A 19887-nucleotide genomic window follows, 5' to 3' on the forward strand; every position below is an offset into this window, starting at 1 on the left:
TCCTTCTATATTTCAGAGTTTCAGGCAGCCTGACTGGCCTGTTCTAGGAGCTGATCGATATTGACTCCGGCATCACGCATTTGAGCCAGTTTGTATCGCAGCGCCCGGGTGGTCATACCCAAAGCATCGGCACTGCGGGAACGGTGGCCGGAAAATCGTTTCAGAGTGTCAATAATGTATTGGAATTCAGCGTGTTTTTTTGATGCTTTTAATCCCTCACTGGAATTAAGTGGCACTTCTGAATTGATAATATTTGTTTGATTTAATTCAGGTTTAATTCCTAATTCTGCTGCTTGTAATGCTTGTCCATGACGTAATACTAAGGCCCGTTGAATGGTATTTTCTAATTCCCGTACATTCCCCGGCCAATCATAACTAAGTAATAATTTTTTTGCGGCATCACTGAAGTAACAGTTTTGTCCTTGGGTTAAGTGAATATGGCGCTGAATAAAATGTTCCGCCAGCGGAAGGATATCTTCCCGTCTCTCTCTTAATGGACGGATATTTAATGGTAAAACATCTAAACGATAAAAAAGGTCTTCCCGAAATTGACCGACTTTTACCGCTTGGCGTAAATCTCTATTAGTCGCGGCAATAATTCTAATATCTAGATTAATTGTTTTATGACTACCAACGCGCTCAATTTCTCTTTCTTGTAAAACTCTCAATAACTTAGATTGAAGTAATAACGGAAGCTCGCCAATTTCATCCAGTAATAATGTGCCACCATTGGCTAGTTCAAATTTACCCGGTTGATCATGGGTGGCGCCGGTAAAAGCGCCTTTGGTATGCCCAAACAGTACCGACTCCAGAATTTGCTCCGGAATGGCAGCGCAATTGACCGCAATAAATGGCTTATCTGCTCGTGGTGAGTGGCGATGAACATAGCGCGCTAAGGGCTCTTTACCTGTGCCGCTTTCACCAGTAAGCAAAATGCTGGCGTCGGTAATGGCTGCACGGTGCGCTAGCATTAAAAGTTGTTTACTTACCGGTGCTGCCGCAACCAAAGATTGGTCGACTAGTTCCATACGTCACAGCCGGTTCACCATATTCAGTAACTGGATTTCATCAATGGGCAGCAGCAAGTAATCTTGGGCGCCAGCCTGCATCGCTGCACTGGCCAGTTCAGTTTGCTCTGGCGCTAGTAGGGCAACTTTGTTACGACTACTTAGCTGCTGTAATTGAGTGGCAACCTGCTGTGGTGACGCTTGGGACAGATCAACCAAAGTCAGCCAGTTGCTGGTGTCAGGCGTTATGACAAAACCCTGCGCAGCCAGCTGTTGGCGGCAGGTTTCTGAAATAACCTGATGACACCCTGCAATGGTGTATTTCATTGAAAAAAGCTCCTTTACGCTTTGACTAGACGAATCGTTACCCGGCGGTTAAGTTGTCGGTCAGCTTTGGTGGTATTCGGGGCTACTGGGCTGCGATTTCCGTGATGAAACACGCGGATAAGTTTTGGTGGTACGCCCAGCTCAATCAGTCGGGATGCGACATTCTGAGACCGTTCTTTACTCAGTACCAAGCTGACTAGAGAGTCATTTGATACGTCGGCATAACCATCAACTAAAACCTTTTTAATGTGTTTATCAGCAATGACATAACGAGCAACATAGTAGAGCTCAGTTTCGTCTTTTGGGCTCAATTGCGCAGAGCTAGTCGCGAAGAGTAAGGTGCGCTGACGAACATAATCAAATGGTTTTGGAACCATATTTCGGCGGCACATACGAAAGGCCATTACTGGCTTGCTGGTATTGATAGCATTGGCTACTGCTTGATAGCGCTGAGGGGCGTCAACATTGATTTGCCAGCTATTCCCTTGCTCCAGACCTTCAAGGAAACCATCAACATTTTTAGCTGTTGAGTAGGCTTTAAATCCAACCCAAACCATATTGGTCTCTGTTTTTGGCACAAAAGGCGGATTCCAGCTGGCTGGGATGACCCAAGCCTTGGTTGCTCCTGCATTACTGAGCCAGTCAGCATCCAGTTCTAGCTTGGTTGGGCGTCCAGGCGCTGCGACTAAACGCACTTTGCCAAAGTCAGCAATCCGTTGAGATAAAGAACAGCCGAAAGCATTACCACTGAAGTGCCATTGTGCTTGCTCCAGTGGTGTTTGAAATTTGGATATTTCTGCAGAAGCTGGAGAGATATAAAATCCCAATAACATCAATAAGCTGGATAAATAACATGCAGCCGGCTTCATGGTTCGATCCTTAGATTAATTTAAACGCGAAAAGTTTTATATCGGAGTACTTTAAATTTATTTTATGTTTTTGATTTGATTTCACGGGTCGATTAACATCTTATCGACATTTTTGGATTGTATTAAAATTTTGCACAAATTATCCTAAGCATCCCAGTAGGTCAACTTTTACTTTGTGATGAAATTATCTGCTTAAGTGGTATGAATTGGTAGTATTTAAATAAGTTGTCAAAATTAATTTTAAAAAAAGTGTTAATTTTCCGATTGACCTATATTTATACAATAAATGCTTTTTTATAATTACGATTAAAGATAGCATTTATTAGCGTCGTATTTAAATTGGTTTAGTTTTTGTAAGCGACACATTTCTATTTGACGTTGTAATAAACGTTGTCAATGAATTGTCATTCGTCAATAAATTGAATTTTTATTGACGAATTTTGATTTTTTAAATTTTCAAGGCATATGGATGAAAACAACAGCCAAAGCTCGGGTTATTAAATCCGGTGCCGGTATTCCTGTAAGACCGATTGATTTGGTTCAGGAAAAACTGGCCCGCAGCCGCCTACTATTGAAATTGGAGCAGCACCATCAGCGCCTGCTTAATGGGATTAATCAGGTACTTAAACCGTTAATCCGTCAGGGCGGAGCCGGACTGAGCCGAGTAAGTCTGGAACCTGTCGATGAATGCTTGACTGCCTGTCAGCACCATGTGTGGTTTTCGCTCAGTTATCATCGCAAGATGCTGGGATTGTGGCGGATTGACCGCTGCACGCTAGAGCAGTTAGCCAGCAGTTATTACGGCGGACACAGCGGAAGATTGTTTTCCCCCCTGAGGGGCCCAACTCAGTCTGAGTTTCGTCTTGATTTGAAGTTATTTCAGGCGGCATTGGTGGCATTACCGTTGCAACCTATTGATCCTAATGCACTGCAAATTGAGCAGATTGCACCCGGGATCCCAATCGATGTTGCGGCTTGCTGGCAGATGTATTTTGCCGATGATTACCCGGCTGTACCCATGCTGTTTGGTATGACAGACAATTTGATGAATCTGATGTCTGATCTGGTACAGAAGCACGAAGTGTCAGCAGATATTGCTCCTCAATTGGAGCAGCGTCTACAGCAGATTCCAGTAAGGGTAAAGTTGGATATTGGTAGTCAACATATGCCAGTTGATGCCTTGTCCTCACTGAATACCGGTGATGTTATCCCGTTAAATTTACACCGTCGCTGTCCGGTTACCCTGGGGCAGCGACCGCTATTTTATGCCAGCGTCCATGCCCATGAGGGTCAGCTGGTTGCCCGTTTGAATCAAGATGCTTACCAAGAAGAGGAATTAAACCGTGGCTGAGCAAAACCTGTTAAATGATGAAGACTTTCTGCTGGAAGATGAACTGTTTGCTGAAGAACAAGCTCCAGCGGCTCGTCCTGCCCGTGGTATGTCATTTTTCAATCAGCTGCCAGTTCAGGTCAGCTTAGAATTAGCCAGTGCAGAAATGTCACTGGGTGAACTGACCCGTTTGGGACAGGGTGATGTGATCACCTTGGATCGCATGGTCGGAGAGCCGCTAGATATCCGTGTAAATGGTGCACTGCTTGGTCGCGGTGAAGTGGTTGAAGTCAATGGTCGCTACGGAGTGCGTTTGCTGGAGGTTGAAGCCGGTGGCGTTGCTGCGATGCAGGAATAACCTGATCTGGCTGGGAATGCTGTTGATGGTGGTGGGCTTTCCAGCTCACGCTGCTGATGGCTTGACCCTATTGACCTTTGGTGATGGTAATCACATGGAGAAGGTCAATATTAAGCTGGAAATTCTGGCGCTGATGACAGCGCTGGGCTTTCTGCCAGCCATGTTGATGATGATGACCAGTTTTACTCGTATCATCATTGTGCTGGTGATTCTGCGCCAGGCGCTGGGATTACAGCAAAGTCCACCTAACAAGGTGTTGATCGGTATCGCCATGGTGCTGACGCTGTTTATCATGCGGCCAGTGGGGGATCAGATCTACCAACAGGCATATGTTCCTTATGATAAAGGCCAGATCCAGTTGGTGGAAATGGTGGAGCGTGCCTCAGTGCCCTTGCGTAAATTTATGCTGGCTCAGACCCGAAAAACGGATCTGGAACAGATGATGCGTATTGCCCAAACACCGGATAAGGTCACACCTCAGCAGGTGTCTTTTTGGGTGTTATTACCGGCTTATGTGTTATCAGAACTGCAAACAGCCTTCCAGATAGGTTTTTTGCTGTATCTCCCTTTCCTCGTTATCGATCTAGTCGTTGCAAGTGTATTGATGTCCATGGGTATGATGATGTTGTCTCCGTTGATTATCTCTCTGCCATTTAAGCTGATGGTATTTGTTCTGGCTGATGGCTGGTCCATGACGGTCAGCACTCTGACGGCCAGTTTTGGATAGCGCTATGGATATGATGCAGCTAACAAGCTTTTTTACTGATGCCATTTATCTGGTGATACTGATGGTATTGGTGTTGATTGTACCTGGTTTGTTACTGGGGTTGCTGATCGCTGTATTTCAGGCTGCAACCCAGGTAAACGAGCAGACATTGGGCTTTTTACCCAAATTGGTTTTGACGTTATTGATGGTGATTTTTGCCGGTCAATGGGTCATCCAAGAGTTGCTTGATATGTTTAGCCGGCTATTCCATGCCATACCTAATGTGATCGGTTGATATGCTGAGCTTGACAGCGGCACAAATTACCCAGTATCTGGGGGCGTTCTGGTGGCCGTTTAGCCGCCTGATGGGCGCATTTATAATAATGCCTTTTTTGGGCAATATTGAAATCCCCACGATTATCCGCATTTTATTAGCGATGATGATTGCGGCCTTGTTAGCACCAACATTACCCCCTATGCCTGTCGTTGACCCGATGTCGCTAGCCGCTGTGTGGTTAGCCACAGAACAGTTGTTGATCGGTATGATGATGGCGCTAACACTGACCATGATGATGCATGTACTGACTTTGCTTGGTGCCATTATGTCGACCCAGATGGGGTTATCGATGGCGCTGATCAACGATCCCAGTAGTGGCAGTAGTGCGCCTATTGTGGGTCAGATGATGCTGATGTTTGGCACCCTGCTTTTTTTGGGGCTGGATGGCCATTTAGTGGCAATTGGTATCCTGACTGATAGTTTCCGGCTGTGGCCCGTTGGGCACGGGATTTTTGGTTTGCCGCTGATGTCCCTAGTGGGTCGGTTTGCTTGGATGTTTGCTGCCGCCTTTATGCTGGCACTGCCTGCCGTACTGGCCATGTTAGTGGTAAACCTCACCTTCGGGGTGTTGAACCGTGCCGCCCCAGCATTGAACATTTTTTCACTGGGTTTTCCGATGGCCATGATCATGGGGTTACTCTGTTTGTATTTATCTTTTTCCAGTTTACCGGCTCGATACACTGAAGTGTGCCAGCAGGCGCTGAGTTATGTTTATCAGTTTGTTGGAGGCGCAGTATGAGTGGCGCCAGCAGTGCAGATAAAACAGAACAGGCAACACCGCAGAAACTGCGTAAAGCCAGAGAAAAAGGTCAGGTTGCTCGTTCCAAAGATTTGGCAACCAGCGCTTTGATTATTGGCTGTTCCTTGATGCTTGTCTCTAGTGCAGATTGGTTTGCCCAAGGGGTAAAAGCGATGTCGGTATATAACTTGGCGATTACCCGGGCGGAACTCAATACCCCAGGCATGATGTTGCACCATGTCGGTCAAACTTTGGTGATGATGCTGCAGCTGTTATCGCCGCTATTTATGCTGGTGCTTTTTTTGGGGCTAGCAGCGGGTGCGCTGCCGGGAGGGGTGGTTTTTAATTTACCCCAGGCCGGTTTTAAGATTAGCCGGATCAGCCCGTTAAAAGGGTTAGGAAAAATTTTCTCTAGCCGCTCTTTGGTGGAGTTGGGAAAGTCAGTTTTAAAAGTCACCCTAATGTTGTCGATCATGTGGTTTTTTCTCCAGGCTAATCTGGTGAAATTACTTAATACCAGCATGTTGCCTGTGGATGAGGCGGTATCTCAGGGCGTGGACATGATCAGCAGTTCATTGCTGTATCTGGGATTAGGGCTGGGCATTATTACCATGATCGATGTGCCATATCAGTTCTGGCAACATAAAAAAGAACTGAAAATGAGTAAGCAGGAAGTTAAGGACGAGCACAAGCAGATGGAAGGTCGGCCTGAAATTAAGGCTCGAATCCGGCAGATGCAGCAGCAGATGTCCCGCTCCCGAGCGGAGGTGTCTGTACCTAATGCCGATGTGCTCCTGATGAACCCGACCCATTATGCCGTGGCGCTAAAATATGACTCTTCTCGGGCTGAAGCGCCGTTTGTGATTGGTAAAGGTATCGATGACGTGGCGCTCTATATGCGCCAGTTGGCCAAGCAGCATGGTGTTGAGGTGGTGACTGCGCCGCCATTGGCACGGGCTGTTTACCATTCCACCCAGATTGAGCAGCAGATCCCCCCCGGCCTATTTATGGCTGTGGCACATGTGCTGCATTATGTGATGCAGATTAAACAGGCTCGCGCCGGTCAGGCCGATATGCCGTCACCTCTGCCGAACTTTAGTATTCCATCCCACCTGCGCAAAGATTGAGGACTCCTGACCGATGAATTGGCTCAGCCGTACTTTTGCTAACAACCGCGCCTTTATGGCGATTCCGATATTGTTGCTAGCAATTTTGGCAATGATTATTCTGCCGCTGCCATCCTGGCTGCTGGATATTCTATTCACCTTTAACATAGTACTGGCCATTATGGTCCTACTGGTGAGTGTTTCTATCCGCAGACCATTGGAGTTTTCGGTATTCCCGACCTTGTTGCTGTTGGCAACGTTAATGCGTCTGACCCTGAACGTCGCTTCTACCCGTGTGGTATTGCTGCACGGTAATCAGGGCGGTGATGCCGCCGGTAAGGTGATCCAAGCCTTCGGTGAAGTGGTGATCGGCGGTAACTATGTCGTCGGCGCCGTGGTGTTCTTGATCCTGATGATCATGAACTTTGTGGTTATTACCAAAGGTGGCGAACGGATCTCCGAAGTGTCGGCCCGTTTTACCTTAGATGCCTTACCCGGTAAACAGATGGCCATTGATGCCGACTTGAACGCCGGGGTATTGACCCAAGAGCAAGCCCGTACTCGTCGTCAGGATGTTGCCCGTGAAGCGGACTTTTATGGTTCGATGGACGGTGCCTCCAAGTTTGTTCGTGGTGATGCCATCGCCGGTTTGTTGATTTTGGCCATCAACATTATCGGTGGTATCTGCATCGGTATCTTTATGCATGGCATGCCAGCAGCAGAGGCATTTAAGACCTATATTCTGCTGTCCATCGGTGATGGTCTGGTTGCTCAGATCCCATCATTACTGTTGGCAACTGCGGCAGCGATTATTGTTACCCGGGTGTCTGATTCTGAAGAGATGCCGGCGCAGTTCAGTCGTCAGCTACTGGCTAACCCGAAAACACTGGCCACTGCCGCGGCGATTATGACGGTATTGGGGCTGGTGCCTGGCATGCCGACCATGGTGTTCCTTGGCTTTGCCTTAGTATTAGGGTTTGTTGCCTGGAAACAGATGGGGGCGGTTAAAGATACGCCGGAGCCGGAGCTGGAGCTGAAAACGGAAGCCGCAGTGGCTGAACCTGCGGCGCCGAGTTGGGAATCTTTGCCTTATACCGATTTGGTGGAAGTGCGCTTGGGCTACCGATTAGTTCCCCTTGTGGAACGGACTAAAGGGGCGGAACTGCCCAAACGTTTGACGGGTATCCGCCGAACCTTATCTGAACATGCTGGCTTTTTGCTGTCAGAGGTGCGCGTGCGGGATAACTTGTCATTACCGCCAAATAAGTACCAAATTAGCCTGATGGGTAACCCGACAGGCCAAGGTGAGCTGGAGCCGGATAAATTACTGGCGATTAAAAGCGGTCAAGTATTCGGTGAGCTGGATGGGATTTTGACCCGGGATCCGGCTTACCAGATGGAAGCGGTGTGGATTGATCCCGAAATGAAAGCCCGGGCGTTGAATTTGGGTTATTCCGTGGTGGATAACGCCACCGTGATTGCCACCCATGTGTCCAAACTGATGCGTGAACATCTCGCCGATATGTTGCAGCATGATGATGTTGTGTCTTTGCAAGAGCGCTTGGCCCGCCAATCACCTAAGCTAGCGGAGTCGCTAGGGTTGGCGTTAACACCCATTCAGCAGTTGCGGGTATTTAGATTATTGCTGCGTGAGCAGGTATCGCTACGAGATATCCGCACCATAGGCACAACCTTATTGGACTGCAGTGAGAATTCTAAAGATCCTGTTCTGCTTGCGGCAGACGTCCGTTGTGCCCTAAAAGAAAGCATTGTTCACAGTGTTGCGGGTGACAGTGAAGAGCTGCGGGTGATGACGTTGGCTCCTGAATTAGAGCGTACTTTGATGACGGCGCTGAATCAGGCGCAGCAACAGGGCAAGGTCTCCCTAGATAGCTTCCCGGTTGAACCAACATTATTGGCGCAATTGCAGCAGAAAATGCCGGTACTACTGGCAGAGGCCAAAGCCGCAGGGCATCACCCGCTGCTGCTCGTACCACCACAGTTACGTCCACTGTTGGCCCGTTACGCACTGGCATTTGCCCGTGGACTGAATGTGTTGTCCTATAACGAAATCCCTGAAAACCGCGACCTGCAGGTTGCCGGTCAGTTGGGATAATCGGTTACTTACCCTATCTCGGCAGCCGACATAGTTCGGTTGCCGCCTCCTGTTTTACTGAATGTGGGAAAACATCATGTCTGCAGAGTCTGGCCAAGTCTTTACCTTGGAAGTCAGTCAATTTGGCGAGTCTTATATTCCTCAAATAAACCGTAAGCTGTTTGAAAGTGCTCCCAGTGAGCAAATTTTTACGGCGAGTCACGATGAATTAGTATCGGCCGAAGATACCCTGAGCCTGGTAATAGGCACTGACAGTGGATTATTGCTGAACTATGTCAGTCATGTCGGTGTACCGGCAGGCAGTTGTATTCTTTTTGTCGAACATGAGGATGTGATCGCCCAGTTATCATTACAGATCCCTGATGGTGTGGAAGGGATTATGCTGCTGACGCCACAGGCATTAGAACAGGAGTTAGCTAAGAATCGGTTTGACAGTTATTTGCTTCGTAATCAGGTAGTTATTACTCAATCCTTTTCGGCTAAAAATGCCTATTTTGATGCTTACAGCTTGATCAGCATTGATGTGTTGAAACTGGTTGATTTGGTTAGGTTTAATCTGACGACCAGTTTGGATATTCACTCTTTTGTTGAGCAGCAATTGCTTAATGCGGCGGATGATGTATTGCCTGCCCGCCAACTGGCCGAGCATATTGATGGCCATGGACGTACGGCTATCGTAGTGGCAGCAGGTCCATCTTTGGATCAACATTTAGATTGGTTAAAGCAGCATCAGGATAGTTTGTATATCTTTGCCGTCTCTCGTGTGGCACGGAAATTATATGATAACGGCATTATTCCGGATGTGCTGGTGTCGATCGATCCTTACGATATTAGCTTTACCGTTTCCCGCGATATGCTGACCTTGCCAGACGATATTTTGTTTGTAAATGGCTATCATGCGGTGCACACCTTAGTGGGTCAGTGGGCAGGTCCACGTTGTTATCTTGGTGACAGATATCCATGGCAACGAGAGGATAACTGGTCAGTTCAAGGCCCTACGGTGAGTAATACCGCATTATCCCTTGCTGGCGAGCTGGGATTTGAGCGTGTACTACTGCTGGGCGTTGATCTGTGTAATAGTCAGCTTGGTGTGACCCATGCCGAAGGTAGCCGTGAAGCGCGTTTGGGCCCCAATATCAATAAAATTGGTGAGTGGGTAACAACCTATACCGGGGAACTGGCCGAAACACCGATACAACTTAAAGTGGCGATGGATAGCTTAGCCACTCAGGTAACACTGTATCCTCATAGTCAATTTATTAATCTGTCCTGCCATGCAGCGCAAGTAGCAGGCATAACACATATTCCTCTGACTGAACTTAGCTTAGCTGTGATGTCGGATAAAGCGTCATTACGGGCAACATTGGCCGAGGTCTTTAGTTCTGCACCAAATTTGTCGCAGCAACTTGAGGTCAAAGCAGAGTTGCAGCGGGCATTATCTCAATTACGGCAGATTGAGCAAAAGGCTAAACAAGCGCTGCAGCTGATGGATAAGTTCCCTGCAACTCAGGGCAAAATTGATCGATTGGAAGCGGAGCTCAACCGGTTTGAGAATATGTTCAACCTGGTGAGAGTCATAGGTTTTCGTAGCATCAGCTGTATTCTAAGTGATCGGAATATGGATGAGTTGACGCCTGATCAGGTTAAGCAACTGCAACAGGATTATTATCTGGCCATGAGTCATACCGTGCCATCGCTGCAACGTATGGTTCAGGCTGGTATTGATGTAGTGGAAAGCCGTATTTGGGAATGTAACCCCAAGGCGGTACTGGGTAAGTTGACTCAAGCATGGTTATCGCTGAATTGCCCTCGCCGCGGTGCCATCTTGCTGAAACGTTTTGCTGGATTTGAGTCAACCCAACCTGAGTTTCTCCAATTACAGCAGGCTACTGATGTACAAATGCAGGATGGTGTGTCGAATATTGCCACCAGTTTTGAAACTTGGACCCATTGGCCACTGGATAATGTGCCAGATAAAATTTACCAGTTGCGGACAACGGCTAATCAGGTTGGGCTAGAGCAAGTGATTTACGGTCTGGATAATTTTCAGATCAGTGATGAGGCCAAGCGTCTCAGTGCGCGGGCGAAAAGTTATCTGGCTGAGCTGCGCCAAGATGTACAAGGTGCTCTTCAACCATTATTGGACTTGCCCGCAGCGCTGCGGGAAGAGACAGATCAGCGACAAATGGTTCATGCAGCCATTGCTGCTGGGCGTTTAGACATTGCCGTAGAGCTCATGTGTGAGCTGGGTAAGGTGACTGATAGTTATTTACCGCTGTTAGCTAAAACCCTCAAGATCCAGGGTGATTATATCGGCGCGGTTGAAGTTTGGCTGATGTATCTAAATAAGTATCCGCAGGATGTGGAAAGTTGGTGCGCCCTTGGCGATCTGTTAATTACGGCTGACTCACCCCAGGATGCTTTGCAGATTTTTTCTCAGGTATTGTCACTGGCGCCTGAGCATGCCCATGCTCAAGCAATGATTGCGCAGTTGCAGGGCGAGTAGGTGATATTTTAAAACGGATAAAACCCCGGTAGGCAGTTATGCCCACCGGGGTTTTTAATTAATGGTTATGACTGTGTTGGGCGAAGAAATCCAGCATGGCATTTAGCCCTTGCTGTCGTCTGGCATCGGTTTCAATAAAGATTTCATGGCGCGAGCCGGGGATCACCAGTTTCTGACACAAACCACCAATGGCTTCATCCTGGCAGCGATTATCAACCACAGCGTCTTCTTCTGCTTGTAGGATAAGCAGGGGCACTTGGGTATTTCTAGCCGCTAAAATAGCACGTTCTCCGGCATCAATGGCTTCTTTGAGCCAATGATTGGTGGGGGCACCTAATTGCAGCTGAGGTGTCTGTTGGTACAACTGGCGGAAGATGTTGTAGCGCACTTCACAACTGGTGAGATCGTTATCCTCAAATGGCTTGTTCTGATAGTCAGTGCCACCGGGAATATAGTTGGGTTCACGTTGTGGTGTACTGTCGAGCATTTCGGCAAGCCAGTAGATCAAGCGTTTGGGCACTGGCAGCTGGATACCATACATGGGGGCCGAAAAGGCGGCAGCCTGGAATGTCTCTGGATGGCGAGCCAGATACAGCGTACCGATACAGCCGCCCATGGAGTGACCGGCAAGGTAGAGCTGTTTATGCCCTGCAGGTTTTACCACTGTATCGATAAATTTGCTGAAATCATCGATATAGTCATCAAATGCAGCAACATGGCCTTTTTGCGGGTTAATGGTCAGGCGGCTGGACAGCCCTTGACCACGATGATCTAGGGTATAAATGCTGAACCCCAGATGGTAGAGCTCTGCAATCAACTCCTGATATTTGAGAAAGGATTCCACCCGTCCGTTGCTAAATACGATGGCTTTGTCTGAATCTGGATTGATAGCGCTGCAGTAGACAATATTGCAGCCATGCTTTCCGGTGAAGTCGTCTTCGCTGACGTTTTGCCAAAATGCCTCGTTTTCTGCTTGGCGGTTTTGACGGGTTAATTGTGCTTCACTGGAAAAACATCGGTCAGGGTTCATTTGGGGTTCCTGGAAAATAAGTTGCCGCCAGTTTAGCAGATTTACCGACAGAGGGAATTGACCTTAGCAGGGAGAATATCAGGGTGAGATGCAGCACAAGGTTTGCCGACCGGTTTACTGTTCGAAGAGGATACTCCGGTCGGGCACAGTGACAGAACGTTACTGATGTTGGTGGATATACTGTTTCACTTGCTGTTCAAGAATCGCTAGTGTGACTGCGCCATGCTGTAAGATGGCATCTGCTTTTTTGGCAATAAAAGCGGCCACCTAGCATTAATACTCACGTCATAGTTAAGGGTGTCCAGAGCATGTTCATTCCTTGAAACTGTTATTATTTGACCATGATTATGCCTGAATCCTACCGGGGAAACAGCTGTAGTCGTAAGGCAGTAAAATCGCTGTCTATGATAGACTGGGCCTCATGAACAACAGGTGGTGATGGCCGTTTAATCTCATCCTGTGGATTCCGGCATTAGGTGGTAGCGCTGCGACAGCAGACTGGGGGAGCACATGATAAATAACAATATTCCGCTGGTGGATTTACATCGTCATTTAGATGGTAATGTTAGGGTTAGTACCATTTGGCAATTGGGGCAGCAGCATGGTATTGCGCTGCCGGCTGATTCTCCCGAAGCGCTGGCTCAGTATGTGCAAATTCAGGGGAAAGAGACCAGTTTGGTGGCTTTTTTGCGTAAATTGGACTGGATGGTTGCAGTCCTGGCAGATTTGGATGCGGTGCAGCGGGTGGCTTATGAAAATGTGCTTGATGCTGCCAGTGTCGGGCTGGATTATGCCGAGCTTAGATTCAGCCCCTACTATATGGCGATGAATCACAATTTGCCCATGCCAGGGGTGGTGGAGGCTGTGATTGATGGGGTGGCCGCCGGGGTCAAAGAGACCCATGTAAAAGTCAATTTGATTGGTATTTTATCCCGCTCATTTGGTGTTGAAGCGTGTAATGAAGAGCTGGATGCCATTATGAGTCAACGGCCCAAAATTGTGGCGGTGGATCTGGCCGGAGATGAATTCGGTTTTCCCGGCGACTGGTTTGAGCCTCACTTTAAGCGAGTGCGGGATGCCGGCCTTGGTATCACGGTGCATGCCGGTGAAGCCAGAGGGGCGGACAGTGTCTGGCATGCGGTGAAAAACTTGGGCGCCAGTCGCATCGGTCACGGGGTCAATGCGGTGCAAGATCCGGCGTTAATGGCGTATTTGGTTCAGCATCATATTGGCATTGAGTCTTGCCCTACCAGTAATGTGCATACATCAACCGTCGCTAGCTATGCCCAGCAGCCATTAAAAACTTTTTTGCAGGCCGGCGTGCTGGTCAGTCTGAATACCGATGATCCCGGGGTCAGTAATATTGATATCCAGCATGAGTATCAGATTGCCGCCACAGAATTGGGGTTAACGGCTGCAGAGTTGGCTCAGGTACAGCGTAATGGCGTCGAGATGGCATTCTTATCTGACAGTGAGCGCCGCGCGTTGTATTTTGCTAAAGCGCCTCATCTTGAGTAGGGTTGAGTGCCGATTTATTCTGCTCGATAAGTAAAAGCCGCTGTAGGTCACAGCGGCTTTTTAATGGGTAAGATTGCTTATGCTACGGGTTAAATTACCCGAGAAAATTGCTGCTGACGGGCTTTTTCCCGGAAGTAGACATCAAAACAGATACAGATATTGCGGATCAATAGTCGGCCAGTTGGGCTAACAGTGATCTTGCGATCGGTAATATCGACCAGCTTATCGTCAACAAACGTCTGCAACAGTTTCAAGTCTTCTGCAAAATACTGTTCAAATTCGATCCCCAGTTTTTGCTCCATCACGGCCATATCCAGATTGAAGTGGCAGATCAGCTGTTTGATCACCGCGCGGCGGATCTCATCATCACGGTTCAGATGGCAGCCTTTCCACAGTGCGTTGCCGTGGTCATCAATCGCTTCATAATAAGGACGGATATCTTTCTGGTTTTGGGCGTAACAGTCGCCGATCATTGAGATAGACGAGACACCTAACCCCAGCAGATCACATTCTTCCTGGGTGGTATAGCCTTGGAAGTTGCGGTGCAGGCGGCCGGCATTTTGTAATTTGGCCAACTCGTCATCGGGTTTGGCGAAGTGATCCATCCCGATGTATTGGTATCCGGCCCCTGTCAGCGTCGCAATTGTTTGCTGCAACATATCCAGTTTTTGCTGCGGTGATGGCAGATCTTCATCTTTGATCTTGCGTTGTGCTGCAAATCGGGCTGGCAGGTGGGCATAATTAAATACCGATAGGCGATCCGGTGATAACTCCAGAATACGGGCAATGGTTTCTGCAAAGGTTTCTGGTGTTTGGTGGGGCAGACCGTAAATTAAATCCACATTGGTGGAGACAAACCCCATGGCTTTGGCTTTGGCCATCAGGGCAAAAATGAAATCTTCATCCTGTTCCCGGTTGACCGCTGCCTGTACAGTTTTATTGAAATCTTGCACTCCGATGGAAATACGGTTGAATCCGGCGGCCTTGAGAGTATCAAGCATCGTCAGTTCAATTTCCCGTGGATCCACCTCAATGGAAAATTCCCCAGTCTCGGCAAAGTTGAAATGGCTTTTCAGCAGGCCGGTCAGTTTGAGGATTTGCTCTTCATTTAAGAAGGTAGGAGTGCCGCCGCCCCAATGCATCTGGGTGACGGTGTAGTTTTTAAATAGTGGGGCGCGGTTGATGATTTCCCGCGCCAGATAATCAATATATTGGTCGGCTTTGTGCTGGTGGCGGGTAACGATTTTATTACAGCCGCAGTAGTAACAAAGCTTGGCACAGAAAGGCACATGGATATAAAGCGACAGCTTATTGCTTTTGCTGTTTTCAATGGCCGCCAGAAGATTTGCTTCAGTAAACTGATCGTTAAACTCCAGCGCCGTCGGATAAGAGGTATAACGGGGTCCGCTGTAGTTATATTTTTCGATCATTGACTGATCCCAACTGATAGATGTGGGCTGCTTCAAGGCGTCCTCCGGTCATTTTAGTGATGTGCGAAGTATGCAGCGTTTACGATCAAATAACATTGATCCATGTTGAAAAAAGACGCCGCAAAAAACGATAGGGACTATCTACGAAATTACAGTAAATGTCTGTGGTTTTCTCGGTATTTTGTGGGGTGATTCACGCCGATAACGCCTGATGTTGCCGCAGTTAATGCCGCTGTGGTGGGCTAAATTCCTGCATTAATTGCATTTCTGCCAAAATACCCTGTTCCAATGCTGCTTCTGATTTCATCCGGGTTAGATCAAGCTGCATTCGCTGCTGTTTGGGCAGCGCTTGCCGGGCATCGCGGATGGGGTGGTGCCGGATCACATCAAAATGGGCAAATAGGTTGGGGTAGTCTGCTGAAATTTGTTCGCTCAATGACAACATGTCAGCAAGGTGAACAATACGTACGACGCCTTCAGATAACTCGCAGCGTTGCTCCAGCATTGCTTTGGCTATATAGCGAATATCATCCAGTAATCGCTCGCGTTTTTGCTCTGCGGCTTGATGTTGTGCCTGCTGCGCTTGTTGCTGCTGATTGCGCTGTTGTTTCAGTCGCCACAGTAACATTGATGCATACACTGACAGGATTAGAATGATAATAACGGCGAGCAGAAGCCAAGCTGTGTACATAATACCTTCCTTGATTATGTGACGCCTGAGCGTAGATAAAAATAAATACGCCGCTTGAGTACAAGCGGCGCAGTTAAACTTAGTCTTTGTTTTGGTATTGCTTCAATACGTCTAAGCCAGATTCAAATTTATCCAGCAGATCGTCATCAGAAGCCGGTTTGGCAGGGGCGAAGTCTTCTTCTTCACTCAGACCTAATTTTTCCATCAGGGCTTCAATTTTTGCCAGTTGCTTATCCAGCCACTGTTGATCTGCTGCAGGCAGATCACGACCTTCTTCCAGTTGATCCAGCAGTTGGTTCAGTCTTGGATCTTCTTCCAGTTGTAGCAGTTTTTGCTCATCAGTCAGCTTAGGTTGTACGACTTTTTGCTTGATTGGCTGCTGAGGCTGGCTTGGTAATGTTAGTGCGACAGGACGCTTGCTGCCATGACGTGGGTCTTGGCTGCTGCCCTGTTGTTTGGCACCGGGGGCTGATTTTTGCAGTGCGCCTTCATTGGAGCGACTACCGGTTTTATTGCCGGTATCGCGCTTTTTAATGGCGATGGTGCGGTCAGCCTTTTTACTGCGAGGTGCCACTTTGGCGCCATTTTGGTTGACCTTGCGGGTCTTTTTGCTTCGAGCCATTTTATTCTCTATAAATTCAGTACGTTACACCCTTACTGAATTCTGATTATTCAACAGGGGATAAATTCAGGGTGGGTGTTATATCAGATTTTGCTGTTTTTTGCAGCAAAATGAGGTCTTCTGCGGCAAATAATAACGTAAAGCCATGGGCATCAGCCAGATATTCGAAAGTTTCCCGGCGGTAAAAACTAACATGTGCCAAATTATTCTTATGATGCCATTTCGCAAACTGGGCCGGGCGGTCGAGCAGGCGGGTGCAAATGGCTAAATATCCATGATGTTGCAACAAACGGCAGAGTAACCCCCATTCTCGCTGCGGATTGCGAAAATGCTCAAATACCCGGTAGCAGCAGATAAAATCATACTGTTGGCGTAATACGCTGAAATCAGGTGCTTGAAACGGATCATACTGGCTGATGTGATGTTGTGCTTGAGCCAGCATGGCTAAACTGTCTGGCTCCAGTACTCGGCCAAAATTTAATCCCACCAGAGGTTTGGAACTCATCCCTGCTAACTGGGTTAATAATGGGGCGATAAATTGTGATACTTGCTTTTGTTTTTGCCGATCTGGCTGCTGGTAGCGTTTTGCCTGCACTTTAGGTGGCAGATGGATGCGGGCATCAGCAAACACCAATTGGCATTGATGGCACTGAAAAAAACTCCGCTTTCTGTCGGCGAGAAAGAATGTAATTTTGCTGCTTTGGCAAAGAGGACATCTACGCATTTAATATCAGTGATTTACATCATTTAGCCCGATTATATCAGGCTGGCGTCGCTGAAATCAGCAAATAAAAAGGCGGCAGTAAAACTGCCGCCTGTAAGTACGCCGTAAGGCACTTATTCTGATGTCTGGCATCCATACCAGCTATGTGACTTTCCCGGTCGCTATCCGTCTTATTGTTACCTGCTATCCCTGCATGACGTTTTCGTTGTCGGTCTTCCGGACACTTTATCTGTCCTGTCTGATTCCTTCAGACAGTTCCCGTAGATGGACTGATGAAGCTGCCATCAAAAGCTGTGTCATCTATGACACTGAGTCAACCATCCATGTTGCGATATTCATCCAGTGAACCGGCTTCCAAGCGGTGCTTAACAGCATAACTGTTAATGCGGTTGACTGATTCCTTCAGTCCAAACCGTTGAAAAGATTCCTCGATGTTGGGAAGTGCTAATAAGCGAAGTGGCTACAATTGGCCTGTCCCTATGTCTATAACCCGGATTTCAGCGTGAAATCGCTGCTCATTATTGTTATTGGCGAGCGGGCGTAATTATATTGTTGTTATTAGGTTACTTTATTCTTATATCTTAAATGAACATAGATATCGGAGCCTGTTTGCTGTTATTAGATTTATGTACAAACAGAAGGGCTTACCCCGGTACGGCTCCCATTAAAACCAAATGTGTGATTTGTGTCAACACTTGATTTCTAGAGATTTACGTTTACGTAAGCTGAAGGTTAAATTTGCGGTGGCTAATATTAACCTTCAGCCAGCGGTGGAGCGGTTATTTTAGCGTGGCGATGTATTGGGATAGTGCCTGAATATCATTTTGATTTAGCTTTTTGGCGATATCACGCATCATGCCATTCATATCATTGCCGCGTTTAGCATCATGAAATTTGGTCAGCTGAGCACTGGTGTAGGCGGCATGCTGTCCGGCGAGCATCGGGAATCCCGCCGCTTCCATCCCTTTTCCTGATGGACCGTGGCAGGCGATACAGGCCGTGATGCCGCGAGAAATATCGCCACCTTTATAGAGTTTTTCGCCTAGGTCTGAGGCTACAGCAGTTGCAACATTAGTGGGTTGTTGCTTGGCATAGAAAGCGGAGATATCGAGAATATCTTGATCTGATAGCGGCATGGCCATCCCACCCATGATGGGGTCCATACGGCCTTTTTGACCACCGGTTGTCATCGCGGTTTTAAAATCGTGCAGTTGTTTTGCGAGATAAGCGGCATGTTGTCCGGCAACTTTGGGGTACATTTCGATCAGACTATTGCCATCGACACCGTGGCAGGCGGAACAAACCGCTGCTTTGGCTTTTCCGGCTTCGGCATCACCCTGGGCCATGGCAGGTGAAGAAAGGGTTGCGACTACAGACAGCGTAAGGGCTAACTTTTTCATGGCGTTCCAACTTCTTGTTAGTTTATTGTCCTGAGCTTACAAGTAAGACCCGCAAGCATGATAAGATACGATAACTGTGATCAAGCTTATATGTTACACGAAAACGTGAAAAAGTAAGCAATTCATCGACCTTTATGACAAAAGTTGATCATTTTCTGGAGAGATACGTGACACAACCCCAAATCGATTTCCGCCGGGCAAAATTTTTGATCAGCGCGCCGGATATAGCCCACCTGGATACCCATTTACCGGGAGATACCGGGGTGGAAATTGCCTTTGCCGGCCGCTCTAATGCGGGTAAGTCTAGTGCGCTTAATGCACTGACAGAACAGAAAAACTTGGCTAGAACCAGTAAGACTCCGGGGCGTACCCAGCTGATCAACGTGTTTGCGCTTGATGAGCAGCGGCGGTTAGTGGATCTACCCGGTTACGGCTTTGCCCAAGTGCCGATGGCGATGAAAATCAAATGGCAAAATGCGCTCGGTGAATACCTACAACATCGTCGCTGCTTAAGTGGCGTGGTGGTATTAATGGATATCCGACATCCGCTGAAAGATTTAGATATGCAGATGATCGAATGGGCCGTGGCCAGTGAGATCCCTGTGCTGGCATTGCTGACCAAAGCGGATAAGTTAGCGCAAAGCGCCAAAATGAAAACCGTCAATGCTGTACGAAAAGAATTAGCTGATTTTGGTGACTGGGTGCAGGTTGAGACTTTCTCAGCCTTAAAAGGTACTGGTAAACCTAAGGTGCTGAGTATCTTAAATCAGTGGTGTCATCCTGATTGGTTGTTAGAAGATGACGGAGCTGAGGCAGAATAGTCCTCGTTAATCATCTTCTGTTTGGCTATTTAGCCAATATAAAAGGCGCTTAGGCGCCTTTTTTGTTATCTCAAATATCGTTTATGTCCGCAGAGTTTTTTCAGTTTGCTTTACACCATTCTCTCATCAAGTTAAGCGGATTCAGCGTGCGGGTATAAATCGTGTGGTGCTGTATAGACTTGGCCAATTGGCATGACTGATTGTTATTAATTAGAGGTTAGTTGTGTTGTCAGACAATGTTTGAGGGAGC

At 47.7% G+C, this 19887-nt stretch carries 19 protein-coding genes; 10 read left to right on the forward strand and 9 right to left on the reverse strand.

The window, feature by feature from the left end; genetic code table 11:
* Positions 1 to 20: 20 nt before the first annotated feature.
* From NFHSH190041_RS00985 to NFHSH190041_RS00990, 3 genes are read right to left on the reverse strand one after another with little or no spacing between them, the layout of a single operon-like run.
* Positions 21 to 1028, reverse strand: a complete 1008-nt coding sequence (locus NFHSH190041_RS00985; RefSeq protein WP_410010844.1) for a sigma-54 interaction domain-containing protein — start codon at positions 1026 to 1028, stop codon at positions 21 to 23.
* Between the two features lie 3 nt (positions 1029 to 1031).
* Positions 1032 to 1334: a hypothetical protein gene (locus NFHSH190041_RS19710; protein ID WP_410010845.1), complete on the reverse strand. Its 303-nt coding sequence runs from the start codon at positions 1332 to 1334 to the stop codon at positions 1032 to 1034.
* A 14-nt stretch (positions 1335 to 1348) separates the two neighbouring features.
* Positions 1349 to 2203 (reverse strand): OmpA family protein, encoded by an 855-nt coding sequence (locus NFHSH190041_RS00990; RefSeq protein WP_261923472.1) that lies wholly within the window; start codon positions 2201 to 2203, stop codon positions 1349 to 1351.
* A 469-nt stretch (positions 2204 to 2672) separates the two neighbouring features.
* Here NFHSH190041_RS00990 and NFHSH190041_RS00995 point away from each other — a divergent pair, with 469 nt between their 5' ends.
* The 8 genes from NFHSH190041_RS00995 to NFHSH190041_RS01030 all read left to right on the forward strand — a co-directional run bounded on the left by NFHSH190041_RS00995 (position 2673) and on the right by NFHSH190041_RS01030 (position 11401).
* Positions 2673 to 3554: a FliM/FliN family flagellar motor switch protein gene (locus NFHSH190041_RS00995; protein WP_261923473.1), complete on the forward strand. Its 882-nt coding sequence runs from the start codon at positions 2673 to 2675 to the stop codon at positions 3552 to 3554.
* Positions 3547 to 3891 (forward strand): flagellar motor switch protein FliN, encoded by a 345-nt coding sequence (fliN, locus tag NFHSH190041_RS01000; RefSeq protein WP_315972958.1) that lies wholly within the window; start codon positions 3547 to 3549, stop codon positions 3889 to 3891. The genes NFHSH190041_RS00995 and fliN overlap by 8 nt, the downstream gene beginning before the upstream one ends.
* 16 nt (positions 3892 to 3907) lie before the next feature.
* Positions 3908 to 4618, forward strand: coding sequence for a flagellar type III secretion system pore protein FliP (fliP, locus tag NFHSH190041_RS01005; RefSeq protein WP_410010860.1), 711 nt, complete (start codon positions 3908 to 3910; stop codon positions 4616 to 4618).
* Positions 4619 to 4622: 4 nt separating this feature from the next.
* Positions 4623 to 4892: a flagellar biosynthetic protein FliQ gene (locus NFHSH190041_RS01010; protein ID WP_261923474.1), complete on the forward strand. Its 270-nt coding sequence runs from the start codon at positions 4623 to 4625 to the stop codon at positions 4890 to 4892.
* 1 nt (position 4893) lies between these two features.
* Positions 4894 to 5673: a flagellar biosynthetic protein FliR gene (gene fliR, locus NFHSH190041_RS01015; RefSeq protein ID WP_261923475.1), complete on the forward strand. Its 780-nt coding sequence runs from the start codon at positions 4894 to 4896 to the stop codon at positions 5671 to 5673.
* Positions 5670 to 6800 (forward strand): flagellar biosynthesis protein FlhB, encoded by a 1131-nt coding sequence (flhB, locus tag NFHSH190041_RS01020; RefSeq protein WP_261923476.1) that lies wholly within the window; start codon positions 5670 to 5672, stop codon positions 6798 to 6800. Before fliR ends, flhB begins: the two co-directional genes overlap by 4 nt.
* Positions 6801 to 6813: 13 nt before the next feature.
* Positions 6814 to 8895, forward strand: a complete 2082-nt coding sequence (gene flhA, locus NFHSH190041_RS01025; RefSeq protein ID WP_261923477.1) for a flagellar biosynthesis protein FlhA — start codon at positions 6814 to 6816, stop codon at positions 8893 to 8895.
* 76 nt (positions 8896 to 8971) lie between these two features.
* Positions 8972 to 11401: a 6-hydroxymethylpterin diphosphokinase MptE-like protein gene (locus NFHSH190041_RS01030; RefSeq protein ID WP_261923478.1), complete on the forward strand. Its 2430-nt coding sequence runs from the start codon at positions 8972 to 8974 to the stop codon at positions 11399 to 11401.
* 58 nt (positions 11402 to 11459) lie between these two features.
* Here the strand turns inward: NFHSH190041_RS01030 and NFHSH190041_RS01035 are convergent, their stop codons facing one another.
* Positions 11460 to 12431, reverse strand: coding sequence for an alpha/beta fold hydrolase (locus NFHSH190041_RS01035; RefSeq protein ID WP_261923479.1), 972 nt, complete (start codon positions 12429 to 12431; stop codon positions 11460 to 11462).
* A 510-nt stretch (positions 12432 to 12941) separates the two neighbouring features.
* Here NFHSH190041_RS01035 and add point away from each other — a divergent pair.
* Complete coding sequence (gene add, locus NFHSH190041_RS01040) at positions 12942 to 13949, forward strand: adenosine deaminase (protein WP_261923480.1); 1008 nt, start codon at positions 12942 to 12944, stop codon at positions 13947 to 13949.
* Between the two features lie 89 nt (positions 13950 to 14038).
* On the opposite strand, the gene hemN is transcribed toward add, so the two are convergent.
* From hemN to NFHSH190041_RS01065, 5 genes are all read right to left on the reverse strand, one after another.
* Positions 14039 to 15415, reverse strand: a complete 1377-nt coding sequence (gene hemN, locus NFHSH190041_RS01045; RefSeq protein ID WP_261923481.1) for an oxygen-independent coproporphyrinogen III oxidase — start codon at positions 15413 to 15415, stop codon at positions 14039 to 14041.
* A 187-nt stretch (positions 15416 to 15602) separates the two neighbouring features.
* Positions 15603 to 16070, reverse strand: a complete 468-nt coding sequence (locus tag NFHSH190041_RS01050) for a DUF2489 domain-containing protein (protein ID WP_261923482.1) — start codon at positions 16068 to 16070, stop codon at positions 15603 to 15605.
* Between the two features lie 79 nt (positions 16071 to 16149).
* Positions 16150 to 16692 carry a Der GTPase-activating protein YihI gene (yihI, locus tag NFHSH190041_RS01055; RefSeq protein WP_261923483.1) on the reverse strand — a complete coding sequence of 181 codons (543 nt, stop codon included), beginning with the start codon at positions 16690 to 16692 and terminating at the stop codon, positions 16150 to 16152.
* 46 nt (positions 16693 to 16738) lie between these two features.
* Entirely contained in the window at positions 16739 to 17416 is a 678-nt protein-coding gene (locus tag NFHSH190041_RS01060; RefSeq protein WP_261923484.1) for a class I SAM-dependent methyltransferase, read from the reverse strand.
* 779 nt (positions 17417 to 18195) lie between these two features.
* Positions 18196 to 18816 (reverse strand): c-type cytochrome, encoded by a 621-nt coding sequence (locus tag NFHSH190041_RS01065; RefSeq protein WP_261923485.1) that lies wholly within the window; start codon positions 18814 to 18816, stop codon positions 18196 to 18198.
* Between the two features lie 167 nt (positions 18817 to 18983).
* On the opposite strand from NFHSH190041_RS01065, the gene yihA reads away from it, so the two are divergent.
* The gene (gene yihA, locus NFHSH190041_RS01070) at positions 18984 to 19637 is read left to right on the forward strand and encodes a ribosome biogenesis GTP-binding protein YihA/YsxC (RefSeq protein ID WP_261923486.1); all 654 of its coding nucleotides are present in this window, start codon (positions 18984 to 18986) and stop codon (positions 19635 to 19637) included.
* The last annotated feature ends 250 nt before the right edge of the window (positions 19638 to 19887 follow it).

This window comes from Shewanella sp. NFH-SH190041 (genome assembly GCF_024363255.1).
Classification (GTDB): Bacteria; Pseudomonadota; Gammaproteobacteria; order Enterobacterales; family Shewanellaceae; genus Shewanella.

What these genes read in the sequence shown, in the direction of transcription:
- NFHSH190041_RS01030 (WP_261923478.1), top strand. Translation starts at nt 8,972, where the DNA reads ATGTCTGCAGAGTCTGGCCAAGTCTTTACCTTGGAAGTCAGTCAATTT.
- NFHSH190041_RS01035 (WP_261923479.1), bottom strand. Translation starts at nt 12,431, where the DNA reads ATGAACCCTGACCGATGTTTTTCCAGTGAAGCACAATTAACCCGTCAA.
- NFHSH190041_RS01010 (WP_261923474.1), top strand. Translation starts at nt 4,623, where the DNA reads ATGGATATGATGCAGCTAACAAGCTTTTTTACTGATGCCATTTATCTG.
- NFHSH190041_RS19710 (WP_410010845.1), bottom strand. Translation starts at nt 1,334, where the DNA reads ATGAAATACACCATTGCAGGGTGTCATCAGGTTATTTCAGAAACCTGC.
- flhB (WP_261923476.1), top strand. Translation starts at nt 5,670, where the DNA reads ATGAGTGGCGCCAGCAGTGCAGATAAAACAGAACAGGCAACACCGCAG.
- fliR (WP_261923475.1), top strand. Translation starts at nt 4,894, where the DNA reads ATGCTGAGCTTGACAGCGGCACAAATTACCCAGTATCTGGGGGCGTTC.
- NFHSH190041_RS00985 (WP_410010844.1), bottom strand. Translation starts at nt 1,028, where the DNA reads ATGGAACTAGTCGACCAATCTTTGGTTGCGGCAGCACCGGTAAGTAAA.
- fliP (WP_410010860.1), top strand. Translation starts at nt 3,908, where the DNA reads ATGCTGTTGATGGTGGTGGGCTTTCCAGCTCACGCTGCTGATGGCTTG.
- NFHSH190041_RS01060 (WP_261923484.1), bottom strand. Translation starts at nt 17,416, where the DNA reads ATGCGTAGATGTCCTCTTTGCCAAAGCAGCAAAATTACATTCTTTCTC.
- add (WP_261923480.1), top strand. Translation starts at nt 12,942, where the DNA reads ATGATAAATAACAATATTCCGCTGGTGGATTTACATCGTCATTTAGAT.
- NFHSH190041_RS00995 (WP_261923473.1), top strand. Translation starts at nt 2,673, where the DNA reads ATGAAAACAACAGCCAAAGCTCGGGTTATTAAATCCGGTGCCGGTATT.
- flhA (WP_261923477.1), top strand. Translation starts at nt 6,814, where the DNA reads ATGAATTGGCTCAGCCGTACTTTTGCTAACAACCGCGCCTTTATGGCG.
- NFHSH190041_RS01050 (WP_261923482.1), bottom strand. Translation starts at nt 16,070, where the DNA reads ATGTACACAGCTTGGCTTCTGCTCGCCGTTATTATCATTCTAATCCTG.
- NFHSH190041_RS00990 (WP_261923472.1), bottom strand. Translation starts at nt 2,203, where the DNA reads ATGAAGCCGGCTGCATGTTATTTATCCAGCTTATTGATGTTATTGGGA.
- yihI (WP_261923483.1), bottom strand. Translation starts at nt 16,692, where the DNA reads ATGGCTCGAAGCAAAAAGACCCGCAAGGTCAACCAAAATGGCGCCAAA.
- NFHSH190041_RS01065 (WP_261923485.1), bottom strand. Translation starts at nt 18,816, where the DNA reads ATGAAAAAGTTAGCCCTTACGCTGTCTGTAGTCGCAACCCTTTCTTCA.